This window comes from Knoellia locipacati (assembly GCF_007992835.1).
Lineage (GTDB): Bacteria > Actinomycetota > Actinomycetes > Actinomycetales > Dermatophilaceae > Knoellia > Knoellia locipacati.
In genome coordinates, this window is record NZ_BKBA01000008.1 from 218,193 (window position 1) to 233,845 (window position 15,653).

At 71.5% G+C, this 15,653-nt stretch carries 14 protein-coding genes; 4 read left to right on the plus strand and 10 right to left on the minus strand.

Annotation, left to right across the window (positions count from 1 at the left end):
- Positions 1-11 precede the first annotated feature (11 nt).
- Entirely contained in the window at positions 12-311 is a 300-nt protein-coding gene (locus tag KLO01_RS09200) for a hypothetical protein (RefSeq protein WP_147064360.1), read from the plus strand.
- 73 nt (positions 312-384) lie between these two features.
- Here the strand turns inward: KLO01_RS09200 and KLO01_RS09205 are convergent, their stop codons facing one another.
- The 6 genes from KLO01_RS09205 to KLO01_RS09230 all read right to left on the minus strand — a co-directional run bounded on the left by KLO01_RS09205 (position 385) and on the right by KLO01_RS09230 (position 6,726).
- On the minus strand, positions 385-1,173 hold the full coding sequence (locus KLO01_RS09205) for a dioxygenase family protein (protein WP_147064362.1): 789 nt from the start codon (positions 1,171-1,173) through the stop codon (positions 385-387).
- 50 nt (positions 1,174-1,223) lie between these two features.
- Positions 1,224-2,213, minus strand: coding sequence for an NHL repeat-containing protein (locus KLO01_RS09210; RefSeq protein ID WP_147064364.1), 990 nt, complete (start codon positions 2,211-2,213; stop codon positions 1,224-1,226).
- A gap of 55 nt (positions 2,214-2,268) precedes the next feature.
- Complete coding sequence (locus tag KLO01_RS09215) at positions 2,269-2,718, minus strand: hypothetical protein (RefSeq protein WP_147064366.1); 450 nt, start codon at positions 2,716-2,718, stop codon at positions 2,269-2,271.
- Between the two features lie 75 nt (positions 2,719-2,793).
- On the minus strand, positions 2,794-4,809 hold the full coding sequence (locus KLO01_RS09220; protein ID WP_186827983.1) for a diacylglycerol kinase family protein: 2,016 nt from the start codon (positions 4,807-4,809) through the stop codon (positions 2,794-2,796).
- Between the two features lie 70 nt (positions 4,810-4,879).
- Positions 4,880-5,548, minus strand: coding sequence for a response regulator transcription factor (locus tag KLO01_RS09225; protein WP_147064370.1), 669 nt, complete (start codon positions 5,546-5,548; stop codon positions 4,880-4,882).
- Positions 5,545-6,726: a sensor histidine kinase gene (locus KLO01_RS09230; protein WP_147064371.1), complete on the minus strand. Its 1,182-nt coding sequence runs from the start codon at positions 6,724-6,726 to the stop codon at positions 5,545-5,547. Before KLO01_RS09230 ends, KLO01_RS09225 begins: the two co-directional genes overlap by 4 nt.
- A gap of 142 nt (positions 6,727-6,868) precedes the next feature.
- Between KLO01_RS09230 and KLO01_RS09235 the strand changes: the two genes are divergently transcribed.
- Together KLO01_RS09235 and KLO01_RS09240 are read left to right on the plus strand one after the other, a co-directional pair.
- Entirely contained in the window at positions 6,869-7,765 is an 897-nt protein-coding gene (locus KLO01_RS09235) for an ABC transporter ATP-binding protein (protein WP_186827984.1), read from the plus strand.
- Entirely contained in the window at positions 7,762-8,592 is an 831-nt protein-coding gene (locus KLO01_RS09240) for an ABC transporter permease (protein ID WP_147064375.1), read from the plus strand. The genes KLO01_RS09235 and KLO01_RS09240 overlap by 4 nt, the downstream gene beginning before the upstream one ends.
- A gap of 141 nt (positions 8,593-8,733) precedes the next feature.
- Here the strand turns inward: KLO01_RS09240 and KLO01_RS09245 are convergent, their stop codons facing one another.
- The 4 genes from KLO01_RS09245 to aroE all read right to left on the minus strand — a co-directional run bounded on the left by KLO01_RS09245 (position 8,734) and on the right by aroE (position 14,733).
- Positions 8,734-10,311: an AMP-binding protein gene (locus KLO01_RS09245; RefSeq protein WP_222611962.1), complete on the minus strand. Its 1,578-nt coding sequence runs from the start codon at positions 10,309-10,311 to the stop codon at positions 8,734-8,736.
- Between the two features lie 3 nt (positions 10,312-10,314).
- Complete coding sequence (locus KLO01_RS09250) at positions 10,315-10,767, minus strand: SCP2 sterol-binding domain-containing protein (RefSeq protein ID WP_147064377.1); 453 nt, start codon at positions 10,765-10,767, stop codon at positions 10,315-10,317.
- A gap of 190 nt (positions 10,768-10,957) precedes the next feature.
- Positions 10,958-13,792: a type I DNA topoisomerase gene (gene topA / locus KLO01_RS09255; protein WP_147064379.1), complete on the minus strand. Its 2,835-nt coding sequence runs from the start codon at positions 13,790-13,792 to the stop codon at positions 10,958-10,960.
- Positions 13,793-13,878: 86 nt separating this feature from the next.
- Positions 13,879-14,733 carry a shikimate dehydrogenase gene (gene aroE / locus KLO01_RS09260; protein WP_147064380.1) on the minus strand — a complete coding sequence of 285 codons (855 nt, stop codon included), beginning with the start codon at positions 14,731-14,733 and terminating at the stop codon, positions 13,879-13,881.
- Between the two features lie 119 nt (positions 14,734-14,852).
- Between aroE and KLO01_RS09265 the strand changes: the two genes are divergently transcribed.
- Positions 14,853-15,641 (plus strand): MerR family transcriptional regulator, encoded by a 789-nt coding sequence (locus KLO01_RS09265; RefSeq protein WP_147064382.1) that lies wholly within the window; start codon positions 14,853-14,855, stop codon positions 15,639-15,641.
- Positions 15,642-15,653: the final 12 nt, after the last annotated feature.

Genomic DNA, 15,653 nt, shown 5'->3' on the forward strand with positions numbered 1-15,653 from the left:
AGGTTCTCGACATGGCTGACACCAAGAAGACCGCCGGAGCCTTCGACATCCGCAACTTCATCGGGATGCTGCTCGGTCTCTACGGCATCATCCTCACCCTCATGGGTCTGTTCGGGGACAAGGAGCTCGAGAAGACCGGCGGGGTCAACGCGAACCTCTGGACCGGTCTGGTCCTGCTGGTGGTCTCCGCCGGGTTCATGACCTGGGCGCGCCTGCGTCCCACGGTCGTCCCCGACCACGTCGAGCCGGTCCCGGACGACGCGACCCGGCCCGCGCCGCGCAAGAAGCCCAAGCCCAGGCACGGCGGCTGACCCCAGAACGCGAGATGCCCTGTATGCCGTGACGCCGGCATACAGGGCATCTCGCGTTTGCGTGCCCCGTGGGTCAGGCGAACTGCCAGGAGCGCTTGGACAGGCCGAACCAGAAGCCGTCGATGACGCTCCGGCCGTCGATGCCGCCACCGGCGTGAGCGGCGCCGAGGCTGACGAAGAGCGGTGCCCAGTGCTCGGTGCGCGGGTGGGCCTCCCGGGCCGCAGGGGCCTTGTCCATGAAGTCGAGGATCGCGTCGACGTCGCCCGCGTCCACGGCCTCGGCGGCCCAGTGGTCGAACTCCGCGGAGGCGCTCGGAGGCGCGCTGTCGGCACCTGCTCGCGGGTTGAACCAACGCAGGTTGTGGGTCGTGAACCCCGAGCCGATGATGAGCGTGCCCTCGTCGCGCAGCGGTGCGAGCCGGGTGCCGATCTCGAAGAGCGCCTTGGGGTCCAGGGTCGGCATCGACAGCTGGAGCACGGGCAGGTCGGCGTGGGGGAACATCTCGACGAGCGGCACGTAGGCCCCGTGGTCGAGCCCGCGGGACGGGTCCTGGTGCAGCCCACCGCCCACGTCGCCGAGGTGGCCGGCGACCGACTGGGCCAGCTGCGTGGCGGGCGGGGCGTCGTAGGTGACCTCGTAGTACTTCTGCGGGAAGCCCCAGAAGTCGTAGAGGAGTGGGGTGCCGGCGGTCGTCGAGCTCACCGAGATCGGGGCCTGCTCCCAGTGCGCGGAGACGACGAGGATGCTCGTGGGCCTGGGCAGGTCGGTCGACCAGCTCGCGAGCTCGCCCGTCCAGCGCTCGTCGTCGGCGAGCGGCGGAGCGCCGTGGCTGAGGTAGATGACCGGCGTCTGGGTGTCCACGACCCGACTCTAGGCCGACCCGGGGCCGCGGCGCCGGGGTCCGTGGAAGGTCAGCGCGCCGGCAGCCTCGTCACCCAGTACGACGCGGTCTCGGGGGAGGCCACGCCGAAGCGGGCGTTGACCGCCCACAGCCACCCACCGGCCAGCGTTGCCGTCGACGGGACGTCAAGCGTGTCGTCGGAGCGGGCGCCACGCCACCGCGCGGCCCACGCGCTGCCGACGGGGACGAGCTGAAGCACCGAGACCTCGCGCTGACCCGAGCCGCGCACGTTGTAGAGGGTGTGGCCGTCGAGGACGAGGCCGTCGCCCCCGGTGACGCCGGGGCCACCGCTGACGGGGATCGCGGCGGTCTCGCCACTCGTCGGGTCGACCTGCCACAGACCGCCGACCCTGGAGTTGTTGAGGATGAGGCTGCCGTCGGGCAGGGCGCGGATCCCGTTGGCGTTGACCGCGCTGCCGTCGCCCTGCGGCCAGGCACCGACGAGCGGGACGAAGGTCGGCGCCGCGCCCGTGGGTGCTCCGCCGGCCGTCAGGGCGATCCTCGTGAGCCGGTCGGGGACGACCCGCGAGTCGGTGACCCAGACGGCGTTGCCGACGACGACGAGGTCGTTGAGGAAGACCGCGCCGGGCACGACGGTGTCCTGGACGACGGCGCCGGTGGTGCCGTCGACCGCCCACACGTGGCCCACGGCCCCGACGTTGCCCGCGGCCCAGACGAGGTTGGTGCGTGAGTCCCAGAACAGGCCACGCAGGGCGCGACCGGCCGCGCCGGCGAGCAGGGTCGACGACGTGCCGGCGAGCAGGTCGCCGGCGACGATCCGCCCGTCGGCGAGCGACCCGACGTAGAAGCGGGTGCCCGGGCCCGAGGTGATGCCTTCGGGACGCAGGCCGTCGGGGAGGGGCACGGTCTCGGGCGCGGGGCCGGCGCGACGCCGTTCACCGGCGGTGGCGGGGCCTGCAAGGGTCGAGGTGGACGCAACGACGGAGGCTGCTGCGCCGGTCAGGATCTGTCGGCGGGACGGGCTCGCTGGAGTGACCATCAGCCATTCTGCGCACGTCGGCGGCCCGAAGTCACGGGTAGGTCGTCATGGGTCGTCAGGCGGTCAGGAGGCCGGCCCCCAGCGAGAGCAGGCTGGCGGCGAGCAGGGCTGCGCCCGCGAAGACGAGGGCGATGAGCCTGGTGGGCTCGGTCCGCCCCGGGCCCATCGACGAGAAGAAGAACCCGCCGGGCATGAGCAGGGCCGCCACGGCGACACCCGAACGCGACAGCCAGCTGAGCGGCCCGGTCTGACGCGTCGAGTCGGCGAGGACCTGGCAGATGAGGGCGAGGAGCAGCAGCACGGCGGCGTGGGCGTGCCCGGCCCGCGCGAACTTCTCCTGGAACTCGGTCGCCGGCGCGGCGCCCCGGACGATCTTCACGAGGTAGAGCCCCCCGGTCTCGACGGTGACCAGCGCGATGAGCAGGATCCCTGCCGTCGTGCGCGACGCGTCGGAGAGGACCGCGGTCGTCGTGGCGAGGGTGGGTGGGTCGGTGAGCAGCGACATCGAGGACTCCCTTGGATAGTGCGACTCCCCAATCTTGGAGAGTCCCACTATCCGGTGTCAAGGGTGTCAAAGGTGTCAAGGGTGTCGGCGGTGTCGGGGTGCCCCGTCGTGTGCCGGCCCAGGAGGAGCGTGGGACTCGCGGGCCGCCGCGATGTCGCGCTCCAGGAGCGCCGTGGTGGCGGACGCCTGCTCGGGCGACTCCCACTGGATCCGGGCGAGGTCGCGTTCGGCGGCGTCGGCCACGGAGGCGAGCCCGGCCGCGGAGACGAGGTTGACGGCATACGCCTCGAGGGCGGCGCCCACGGGAGTGTCGACGACGACGATCCCCTCCGACCGCAGAGCCGCTCGCTCCCGTGCCGGAGTGTCGACGACGTCGTGGATGAGGACGAGCCGGACGGCGTCGGGGTCCTCGGCGAGCATCCGGCGGCCGACCTCGACGTCGCCCTGACCGCTGTCGCCGACGAACACGACCTGGGTCTCGGGCATCAGCGCCCTGAAGTGGCGGAAGTTCTCGATCTTGGCGCCCGCCATCGAGTCGTGGTTGCGCAGCCCGGCGAACGTCCCCGACAGGACCGAGTGCGGTGGCAGCCCAAGCTCGCGCAACCCTCGCCGGGTGTGCTGTTCGATGAGACCGGCGGGGTCCATGGGGCGCGCCGTGACGAAGGTGAGGTCGCCGGGCGACTCGGGGTCGGCGGCGTGCCCGGCGTCGAGGGCGCGGTAGAGCGCGACGACGCCGGGATAGACCGTGCCGCGCGGGTAGCGGTCGTCGTGCAACGCGCAGCGCAGGGTGTCGTCGATGTCGCTGAGCACGTGGAGGTCGGGCACCTTGACGAGAGCGGCCTGGGCCGCGACGTGGTCGAGGATGTCGGCCCGCACACCCTCGTCCTGGACGACGTCGAAGACGAGGTGCTCGAGGTCGCGGTGGTCCGGGCCGGCACTGAGCAGGCTCTTGAACCGGGTGAGGTCGCCACCCGTGAGGCCGAGGAACGCGTCGCGGACGAGCAACTCGCGGGCGTGGTCGGAGGACCAGCTGTGGCCGTGGTGGAGCGCGTCGGCGAGGGCCGCGAGGTCGCGCTCGGGCCCGTCGAGGAGCCGCCGCACCTCGGACTCGGTGTCGCGGGGCTCGGCGCGGCTGCGGACGAGCACCGCGCCGGGCCGCACACCGAGCTCGAGGCGTACGGCGTCGCCGACCGGGTCACCGTCGACGTGGACGGCCGTCGGTTCGTCGACGTCGATGACGACGTGTCGACTGCGGTGGGTGCGCATCCCGGTCCAGCGGTCGCGACGTCGGGTGAGCACCCCGGCGGCGACACCGAGCCAGCCGACGATCGTCCGGGGAGCGACGACGAGGACGTCGAGGCGGCCGTCGGTCATCGACGCCGAGGGCATGAGGGGCAGCCCGAGCGGCAGGACCCGGCAGTTGCCGACGAGCACCGTGCGCACGGGCTCGGGGCCGCCGGGGCGCGAGTCCAGGCCGAGTCGCACCGTCACCGGGTCGCCGACCGCCCGGCGTGCGAGCGCCGCGAAGTAGGCCGCCCAGCCGACCCTCTCCTTCGCCCGCTCACCGGTGGTGGCGAAGGCCTCCGCGTCCATCCCGACCCCGGCGACGACCGCGACGTCGAAGGACCGGGTCGACCCGTCGGCTCGCGTCAGCGTCAGCCAGGCGAGGTCGCTGTCGCGGACGGGCCCGTCGACCGCGAGCTCGACCACCGCGTCGAGCGCCTCGCCGTGGAGCCCGATCGTGCGCGACCAGAGGTTGGCGGTCCCGGTCGGCACGACGCCGAGCGCCACCCGGTCGACCGCGGCACCCGAGTGCGACAGGGCCGCAGCGACCTCGCGCACCGTCCCGTCGCCGCCGACCGCCACGACCCGGTCGACGCCCCGGGCGAGGAGCTCGGCGACCTGGTCGGTGCCGGGGGAGTCGCGCGTGGTCTCGAGGACGACCGGCTCGGGCCAGCCACGGCGCCGCGTCGCGCGGCGTACGGCGGCGAGGGCGTCCGCACTGCGCGCCTTGAGCGGGTGGACGACGACGCCGCACAGGTGCTCGGTCGGTGACCAAGAGGTCAGTTCCTGCGCGTCGCCCGCGTCCACATTCGACCTATTGGTCAGTTCCTGCGCGCCGCTCGCGTCCACATTCGACCCATTGGTCATGTTCTGTCGCTCAGTCCGCGGCGTCGTGGACGAGGATCGCGACCTGGACCCGGTTGTCGACGCCGAGCTTGGTGAAGAGGCGGCCGACGTGGGTCTTGACGGTGGGGACGCTCATGAACAGCTCGGCCGAGATCTCGGCGTTGCTCAGCCCGCGACCGACCGCATGGGCGACCTCGCGCTCGCGCTCGGTGAGCGTGTCGAGGCGGGTCCGGGCGTCGTCGGCGCGGTCGTCGGAGGCCGTGCCCGGGCCGGCGACGGCGGCGATGAGCCGGGCGGTGACGCTCGGGGAGAGCATCGGCTGGCCCGAGGCGACCGTGCGCACCGCCTCGACGAGGCGGGCCGGCGGGGTGTCCTTGAGCATGAAGCCGGCGGCCCCGAGGCGCAGTGCCCTGAGCACCATGTCGTCGGCGTCGAAGGTCGTCAGCACGATGACCTTGAGCGACGGGTCGCGACCCAGCAGGACCTCGGTCGCGCTCAGCCCGTCGCGAAGCGGCATCCGGATGTCCATGAGGACGACCTCGGCCCCCGACGCCGGCACGAGGGTGAGCGCCTCCTCGCCGTTGGTCGCCTCGCCGACGACCGTGATCCCGGAGTTGCCCCCGAGCATCATCCCGAGCGCGGCCCGCACCATCGGGTCGTCGTCGACGATGGCCAGCCGGATCGGTGCGGGGTCGCTCACGGGGCCCACGGTATCCACGCCTCGACGACGTAGCCGCCGGTGGAGTCCGGACCGTGCCGCAGGCGTCCACCGGTGAGGGCGACCCGCTCGTCGAGGCCGAGCAGCCCGAGCCCCGACTCGGGCAGGCGGGTCCCGCGCGCACCGACCCGTGCAGCGTTGCGGACCGTGACGGTGAGACCGTCGTCCGGCGAGCCGGTGAGGCTCACCGTCACCGAGGTGCCGGTGGCGTGCTTGCGTGCGTTGGTCAGGGCCTCCTGGACGATCCGGTATGCCGTCCGCCCCAGTCCGTCGGGCACGTCACCCGTGCAGGACTCGTCGAGGCTCACCCGCATCCCGCCGGCGCGCTCCTCGGCGACCAGCGCGGCGATGTCGGCGAGCACCGGCTGCGGACGCTCGGGTGCCGCTGCGTCGGGGAGGGTGGGGTCGCGCAGGACGCCGAGGACGTCGCGCAGGTCCCGCAGCGCTTGGTGGGCGTTCTCCTCGATGGTCCTGGCCGCCGTGGCCTGCTCCTCGGGCGCGAGGTCGGTGCGATAGCTCAGTGCACCGGCGTGCATCGCGACGAGCGAGATGCGGTGTGCGAGAACGTCATGCATCTCGCGGGCGATGCGGGTGCGCTCGGCGGCCTGGGCCCGCGCGACGCGGGCCTGCTGCTCGCGTTCGGCGGTGACGGCGCGCTCGCGCAGCGATGCCATGAGGTCGCGCTGCGCACCCATCGCGTAGCCGACGGCGACGACGATGCCCGCGATGAGGGCGCCGAAGAGGAGCACCGCCCACACCGGGAGCTCGTCGTCGCCCGGATAGAAGCGCTCCTGGATGATCTCCGAGACCACGACCAGTGGGGCGACGATCGCGACGTCGCGCCACCGGTGACGCGCAGCGACCGATCCCACGGCCCAGGTCGCCGGCCCGGCGGAGCTCGCGGACACGCACGCGGCGAGGTTGGTGGCTGCGGCGACCCCCAGGGGCCACCGGTGACGGACGCGCACGAGCAGCACGGACACGAGCCCGAGTGCGAGGTCGCCGACGAAGAACCAGGCGATGATCGGCTCGTCGTCGATGTTGGCGTCGGCCATGGCGACGCCGGTGAACCCCCACGCGACGAGGCTGATGAGGCCCGCCAGCGACCAGCGCCACACGGAGCCGAGGCGGCCGTACTCGGGGGCGGAGGTGTCGGGCATGGCACGAGCCTAGGCAGGCGGCCCGCACGAGCGCGTCAGACTCCGGGCTGCGGCAGGTGGGCGCACGGCATACCAAAGTCGTATGCCGGTCGGGACCGGCGACCGATGTGCGCGACCCGGCCACACCGGCAGGGTGGACACCATGATCACAGTCGAGAACCTCACGAAGCGCTACGGCAGTTTCACCGCGGTGGACGGCATCTCCTTCGAGGTGCGCCCCGGGAGCGTCGTCGGATTCCTCGGTCCGAACGGTGCGGGCAAGTCCACGGCCATGCGGATGATGACCGGGCTCACACCGCCGACGAGTGGTGGGTCCACCGTGCTCGGCAAGCCCTACCGCGACCTGCACAACCCCGGTCGCCAGGTCGGTGTCATGCTCGACGCCTCCGCGCAGCACCCCGGCCGCACCGGTCGTGAGGTCCTGCGTCTCGCCGCGATCCAGATCGGGGTGTCCCGGCAGCGCGTCGACGAGGCGCTGGCCCTCGTCGGGCTCACCGACGAGGAAGCCGGACGGCGCGTCCGCAACTACTCGCTCGGCATGCGTCAGCGGCTCGGTCTGGCGTCGGCGCTGCTCGGCCAGCCCGAGGTGCTCATCCTCGACGAGCCGGCCAACGGCCTCGACCCGCAGGGCATCCACTGGATGCGCGGGCTGCTGCGCGGCTTCGCCGACGGTGGCGGCACGGTGCTCCTGTCGAGCCACCTGCTCCACGAGGTCCAGGTCATCGCCGACGACCTCGTCATGATCGGCCGCGGCCAGATCGTCGCGCAGGGGACCAAGGACGAGCTCCTCAGCCGCGGCGGCACCACGGTCCGCTCGACCGACGACAAGGCCCTGCACGCCGCCCTCCGGCGCGCGGAGGTCCCCGTCACCGACATCGCGTCGGGACTCGTCGTCGACGCCGAGCCCGGTGTCGTCGGCCAGATCGCCCTGGACGAGCGCATCGTCCTCCTCGAGCTCCGCTCCGGCGGGTCCGAGGGCCTCGAGGAGATGTTCCTCAGCCTCACCGCAGCCACGTCACGCGAAGGGACCGCAGCATGACCACCACCGACACCGGCACCGAGGCCCGCACCCCGGCGCTCGACCCGAGCCTCGTCCAGCCGACCTCGACGCCGGGCGCCGACGGCCGGCCGGGCGTGCCGATGCAGCGCCTCGTGCACGTCGAGCTCCGCAAGATGGTCGACACCAAGGCCGGCCGCTGGATGCTCATCGTCATGTCGTCGATCTCGCTCGTCGTCGTCGCGGCGCTCCTCATCTGGGGCGAGTCCGACGAGATGACCTACGGGAACTTCCTGGGCTTCACGGCCCTCCCGCTCGCCCTGCTCCTGCCGATCCTCGGCATCATGGCGGCCACCGCCGAGTGGAGCCAGCGCACCGGTCTCGTGACGTTCACGCTCGAGCCGCGACGCGGTCGGGTCGTCGTCGCCAAGGTCGTCGCAGCGCTCGTCCTCGGCCTCGTCGTCACGGCAGCGGCGTTCGTCTTCGCGGCGTTGGCCAACGTCATCGGTGCGGCCGTCGGTGACGGCAGCGGCGCGTGGGACGTCACCTGGAAGGTCGGGCTCGGCGTCGTCCTCGGCTTCGCGATCTACGTCCTGCAGGGGCTCGCGTTCGGGTTCGTCTTCCTCAACACCCCGTTCGCGATCGTCGCCTCGCTCCTCCTGCCGACGGTCTGGACCATCGCGGTCAGCCTCGTGTCGTCCCTGGCGGAGCCGAGCAAGTGGCTCGACCTCAACCAGGTCACTGAGCCGCTGTTCAGCGGGTCGATGACCGGCGAGAACTGGGGCCAGCTGTCGACGTCGTTCGGTGTGTGGGTCCTCGTGCCCCTGCTGCTCGGCGCGTGGCGGGTCATGCACCGCGAGGTGAAGTAGCCCGTATGCCGGCCGCCCGAGTGGGCGCGGGTCCCACGCTCCCGCGTGGGCCGGCATACGGCAGGCGCCCCCGGCGGAGGGTGCTCGGTGGGGGTTCAGGGGCCCACCGAGCATCCCCTCCCGGGGGCGCCTGCCGTTGCGTCAGGTGATGCGGGAGCGGAGCTCGCGGAGGAGGACCTTGCCGGTGGCGTTGCGGGGCAGCTCGTCGAGGAAGTGCACCTCGCGCGGGACGCAGTGCCGGGCACGGTTGGCCTTGACGTGGTCCTTGACCTCGTCCTCGGTGAGCTCGTGCCCGTCGTGCAGCGTGATGAACGCGGCGAGCCGCTGGCCGAACTCGGGGTCGGGGACACCGACCACCGAGACCTCGCGGACGGCGGGGTGCTCGACGAGGAGCGACTCGACCTCGATCGGGTAGACGTTCTCGCCGCCGCTGACGATCATGTCGTCGTCGCGGCCGTCGACATAGAACAGCCCGTCGGCCTCGTGGCCCATGTCGCCGGTCGAGACGAGGCCGTCGACGAAGTCCTTGGTGGCGCCGGAGGTGTAGCCCTCGAAGACGAGGTCGTTGCCGCAGAAGATCCGGCCGGTCTCGCCGGGCGCGACCTCGCCGTCGTCGGCGTCGAGGATCTTGACGACCGTGCCCAGCGGCGGCGTGCCGGCGGTGTCGGGGTCGCGGCGCAGGTTCTCCGGGGTGGCGATGCAGACCCACGACGCCTCGGTCGAGCCGTAGAGGTTGTAGAGGACGTCGCCGTATTCGTCCATGAACCGTGTCGTGAAGCCGTGCGGGTAGGCCGAGCCGGAGGTCGCGACGACACGCAGGTCGGGGCGGCGGCGTCGGCCCTGCGGGTCCGCCGGCAGCTCCATCATCCGCTGGAGCATCACCGGGATCGCGAACATCGCGTGGCAGTGGTGGGCCTCGAGGGCGTCCTTGGCCCGCTGCGGGTCGAAGCGCCGCTGGAGGACGATCGTCGCCCGCATCGCGAAGCTCAGCTGCATCGCCGCGTAGCCCCAGGTGTGGAAGATCGGGGCGCTGATGAGGGTGCGGTCCTCGGCGTGCAGGGGGATCCGCTCGATGATGGAGATGAGCGGGCCGAAGCCGCCGGGCGTCTTGCGGGCAGCGCCCTTGGGGGTGCCGGTCGTCCCGGACGTGAGGATGATCGTGCGACCGCCCCTGGCAGGGGGGTTGAGGGGCTGGGGCGCGGTCGTGGCGTCGAGGTCGCGCGCCCAGTCGCTCTCGCGGATGACCGTGAGGCCGTCGGGCAGGCCGGAGGCGACGGTGTCGAACTCGTCGTCGTGGATGAGTCCGACGACCTCCTGCTGCTGCGCGACCTGCGCCAGCTGGCCGGACGAGAGCCCGGTGTTCATGAGGACGAGGTCGATGCCGACGGCGGATGCGCCGGTCATGATCTCGATGGCGCCGACGTGGTTGCGGGCGAGGAGGCCGAGGCGCTGGCCGGGCTCGAAACCCTTGGCCTGCAACAGGGCTGAGGCCTTCTCCGAGCTCGCGAGGAGCTCCGAGTAGGTCACCGGACCGCGGTCCTCGTCGATGACCGCGACCTGCTTGGGGCTGCGGTTCGCCGCTTGGCGGAGCTCGCCGGCGAGACCGAACCCCCACTTGCGGAGGGCGACGAGCTGGTTGACCTGTCGGTGCGGAGGAGCGGGCGCGAGCATGCCGCGCTTGGCCATCACGGCACCGACGGTGAGCAGGCTGATCGCCACGGCTCAGCCCTTCGGCGTGTCGAACCAGTTCTGGAAGGCCATCGCCGCGCTGAGGTCGCCGCGGGCCTTGATCTTGCCCATCATCACCATCATCGTCGGGTTGCCCGAGCCGGTGATGAGCTTCGCGAACTCGGCCGGGCCGAGCATGATCGACGTCTTCGGCTCCTGGGTCGGGCTCTTCTCGATCGTGCAGGTGCCGTCCTTGACGACGACGGCGTAGGTGTCGTCGCTGCCGCCCGGCCCGCCCGTGATGCGCCAGTTGACGCGGGCGTCGGCGCCCTTGGCCTTCTCGGGGTTGAAGAGGGTGGGGAAGCGCTCGAAGATCGCGTCGAGGATGGCGGTGCGGTGCTCGCCACCCATGACCTCGTTGATCTCCTTGTCGGAGGCGTTCTTGACGGTCGCCGCGAACTCCGCGGCACTCATGGTGCCGAAGGTGGTGGGATCGATGCTGGTCATCGCGAGGCTCCTCCTCGTTGAGGTCTGGTGATCAGCCTCGACCCTACTTGCGGGTAGGTGGAGCGACAACGGCTCACGTCCCGTGCCACCGGTCACACCGGGTGGGTGTGGCGCTCACCGGAAGCCGCAAGGTCCCACGGATCGCGGCATAGGCGCCGCGTTCCGTGGGACCTTGTCGACCACCCGGGGGTCAGGCCTTCTTGGTGGCCTTCTTCGCCGTCGCCTTCTTGGCCGTCTTCTTCGCGGCCGACTTCTTCGTCGTCTTCTTGGCAGCACGCTTGCGGGTCGTCGGTCCCTTGGCGCGCTTCTCGGCGAGCATCTCGAACGCACGCTCGGCGGTGAGCGTCTCGAGGTCGTCGTCGCGGCGGAGCGTCGTGTTGGTCTCGCCGTCGGTGACGTACTCGCCGAAGCGACCGTCCTTGACGACGACCGGCTTGCCGGACACGGGGTCGGGGCCGAACTCCTTGAGCGGCGGCTTGGCGGCGGCACGGCCACGCTGCTTGGGCTGGGCGTAGATCGCCTCGGCCTGCTCGAGCGTGATGTCGAACAGCTGCTGTTCGGTCTCGAGCGAGCGCGAGTCGGTGCCCTTCTTGAGGTAGGGACCGTAGCGGCCGTTCTGCGCCGTGATCTCGACCTTCTTGGTCGACTCCTTGCCGTCCTCGCCGGTGACGGTCTCGTCGACCACACCCACGACGCGCGGCAGCGACAGCAGCTTGAGCGCGGTCTCGAGCTCGATGGTCGCGATGTCCATGTCGGCGAAGAGCGATGCCGTGCGGGGCTTGACCTTGGCCTTGCCCTTGAGCGCCGCGACGTCCTCGGGGAGCACCTCGGTGACGTAGGGCCCGTAGCGCCCGGCCTTGGCGACGATGTCGCGCCCGCTCTCCGGGTCCTGGCCGAGGACGCGGCCGTCGTCGGCGGCGGTGGCGAGCAGCTCGCGCGCCTTCTCCGGTGTCATCTCGTCGGGGGCGATGTCGTCGTTGATCGTGGCGCGCCGAGGGGTCGGACCGCCCTCTCCCGAACCGAAACCCGACTCGGAAGCCGAGTCACCGGCATACGACTCGAAGACCTCGCCGGTGAGCGGGTCGACACCGGCCGGGGCGACCTCCTCGACGTAGGGGCCGTAGCGACCGACGCGCACGACGATGCCGTCACCGATCTCGATCGTCGAGATGCCGCGGGCGTCGATGTCACCGAGGTCGGCGACGAGGTCGCGCAGCCCCTCGTTCGACGACGCCTCGTCACCGAAGTAGAACCGCTTGAGCCACGTGGCGCGCTGCGCGTTGCCGCCCGCGATCTCGTCGAGGTCCTCCTCCATCGACGCCGTGAAGTCGTAGTCCACGAGCCGGGTGAAGTGCACCTCCATGAGGCGGGTCACCGCGAACGCCAGCCACGACGGCACGAGTGCGTTGCCACGGTTCGAGACGTAGCCGCGGTCCTGGATGGTGCCGATGGTGGAGGCGTAGGTCGACGGGCGACCGATGCCCTTCTCCTCCATGGCCTTGACGAGCGTGGCCTCGGTGTAGCGGGCGGGCGGCGAGGTGTCGTGACCGCCGGCCTCGGCGCGGATGACCTTGAGCGCGGTGCCCTCGCCGAGGCGGGGGAGGCGTCGCTCCTCGTCGGCGGTCGCGTTGCGCTGCTCGTCACGACCTTCCTCGTATGCCGCGAGGAAGCCTCGGAACGTGATGACGGTGCCGCTCGCGGTGAACTCGACCCGCTCGGCCGGTGCGCCGCCGTCGAGGTCGGCGCCGAGCTTGACGGTGGCGGTCGACCCGCGGGCGTCGGCCATCTGCGAGGCGATGGTGCGCTTCCAGATGAGCTCGTAGAGCGCGAACTCGTCACCGCGCAGCTCACCGGCGACCTGGGCCGGGGTGCGGAAGCGGTCACCGGCGGGGCGGATGGCCTCGTGGGCCTCCTGCGCGTTCTTGACCTTCTTGGCGTAGTTGCGCGGTGCGTCGGGGACGTAGTCGCCGCCGTAGAGGTCGCGCGCCTGCTGGCGGGCGGCGGTGAGCGCCGACTGCGACAGGGCCGTCGAGTCGGTACGCATGTAGGTGATGTAGCCGTTCTCGTAGAGCCGCTGTGCCACGCGCATCGCGTTCTTCGAGGACAGGCGCAGCTTGCGCGACGCCTCCTGCTGGAGGGTCGAGGTCGTGAACGGCGCGCTGGGGCGTCGGGTGTAGGGCTTCTCGGCGACCGAGACGACCGACACGTCGGCGGTGAGGACGGCGGTGGCGATGCCGGTGGCGGCGGTCTCGTCGAGGTGCGCGACGTCGCCCTTGATGCGGCCGTCGTCACCGAAGTCGCGACCGGTGGCGACGCGGCGGCCGTCGACCGACGACAGGCGCGCGGTGAACGCGGAGGACTCGGCGTCGGGCGTGAACTCGCCCTCGACGTCCCAGTAGTTCGCCGACCGGAACGCCATCCGCTCGCGCTCGCGCTCGACGACCATGCGGGTGGCGACGGACTGGACGCGTCCGGCGGAGAGCCCCGCCTTGACCTTGCGCCAGAGCACCGGCGAGATCTCGTAGCCGTAGAGGCGGTCGAGGATACGGCGGGTCTCCTGCGCGTCGACGAGGGCCGTGTCGAGGTCGCGGGTGTTGGAGGCCGCGCGCTGGATGGCCTCCTTGGTGATCTCGTGGAACACCATGCGCTTCACGGGGACCTTGGGCTGGAGGGTCTCGAGGAGGTGCCAGGCGATCGCCTCGCCCTCGCGGTCCTCATCCGTGGCGAGGTAGAGCTCGTCGGCGCCCTTGAGCAGCCGCTTGAGCTCGGCGACCTTCTTCTTCTTGTCGCTGTCGACGACGTAGTAGGGCTCGAAGTCGTTGTCGACGTCGACGCCGAACTTGCCGAACGGGCCCTTCTTGATGTCGGCGGGCATCTCCGACGGGGTCGGGATGTCGCGGATGTGGCCGACCGACGCCTCGACGTCCCAGTCCGGGCCGAGGTAGCCGGCGATGGTCTTGGCCTTCGCGGGCGACTCGACGATGACGAGCTTGCGGCCGGTCGGGGCCTTCGTGGTGGGGCTCATGGCGCACCTGTCCTTTGCTGATCACCCCGTGCAGCGGATTCGTCGCTGCTCCGACGAGGGAACGGCCCTGACGGTACAGGCTCTCGTCAGTTCCCCGAATCCAGACCCAGCACCTCGGACAGCCGGGCCCGCATGACGTCGCGGTCCGGGGTGACGCCGTGCCACAGCTCGATCGCGACCGCTCCCTGGGCCACGAGCATGCCCAACCCGTCGAGCGTCTCGGCGCCCTTGCGCTCCGCTGCGCGCAGGTATGCCGTCCTCGGCGGGTTGGGGATGACGTCGGCCACGAGGAGCTCGGGTCGCAGGCTCTCGACGTCCACCGCGACGAGCTCGTCGGCCTCGCCGAGCCCCACCGAGGTGGCGTTGACGACGACATCGGCGCTGGTGGGGACGGCATACGCCTGCGTCCACGGCTCGAAGTCCGCCTCGGCCGCGGTGTGCTGGTCGACGAGGGCGGCGAGGGCCTCTCCGCGCGACGCGTTGCGGTTGACGATGGTGATCCGGGACGCGCCGGCGAGAGCTGACTCGACGGCGATCGCGCGACCTGCGCCACCGGCGCCGAGGACGACGACGTGGGTGCCGGCGGGGTGTCGCAGCTCGCGCATCGCCTCGACGAAGCCGCGGCCGTCGGTGTTCTCGCCGATGAGACCACCGTCACGTGCGACGACGCAGTTGACGGCGCCGATGAGCTCGGCCGACTCGCCCAGCCCGTCGAGGTGGTCGATGACGGCGACCTTGTGGGGCATTGAGCAGTTGAACCCCACCCACCCCATGGCCTTGGCGCCGGTGACCGCGTCGGCGAGGTCGGCCGAGGAGACGTCGACGTTGACGTAGCGGGCGTCGATCCCCGCCGCCGCGTAGGCCGCCTCCATCATCGCCACCGTCGGGTTGTCGTCGGCCGGGGTGGAGAAGGAGCCGGTCAGCGTGCTGAGGAAGCCCATGGCTCACCTTCCCACCGCGGGAGGTGCGCCCGCCATGGGTGGGGAGCGCACGGCATACGACGGGGTGGGTCCGAGAAACGACTTGACCCTCACGCGACGTGAGCCGTCACGGTGGTCCCATGACCACGACACGAGAGACTGTGACGGTGGACGAGCTGCTCACCGTGGGTCAGGTGGCCCAGACCTTCGGCGTCACGGTGCGCACCCTGCACCACTACGACGAGGTCGGGCTGCTCCGCCCCTCGGAGCGCTCGCACGCCGGCTACCGCCTCTACACGGCGCAGGACCTCGAGCGGCTCGCGACGATCGTCACCTACCGGCGGCTCGACCTCCCCCTCGACGAGGTGGCGGCCCTGCTGCGCGGCGACGGCTCGACGATCGAGCACCTCCGGCGCCAGCGTGCCGCGGTCATGGACAAGGTCGACGAGCTCAGGGGGCTCGTCGACGCGATCGACGCAGCGATGGAGCGAGAGATGGACGAACAGCCGGCCACCCACGAGGACCTCAAGCAGATCTTCGGCGACGGGTTCAAGGACGAGTACCAGGCCGAGGCGCAGGAGCGCTGGGGCGAGACCGACGCGTGGAAGCAGTCGGCCCGCCGGACGAAGGGCTACACCAAGGCCGACTGGGAGCGGATCAAGACCGAGGGCGACGCCGTGAACGCACAGTTCGTCACGGCGCTCGAGGCCGGGCTGCCCGCGACCTCGCCCGAGGCGATGGACGCCGCCGAGGCGGCCCGCATGCAGATCCACACGTGGTTCTACGACTGCTCGCACGACTTCCACCGCAACCTCGGCGACATGTACGTCGCCGACCCACGGTTCACGAAGACGTTCGAGGACATCGCCCCGGGGCTCGCGCAGTACGTCCGCGACGCCATCCACGCGAACGCCGACCGTCACGCCTGAGCCGCCGGATCC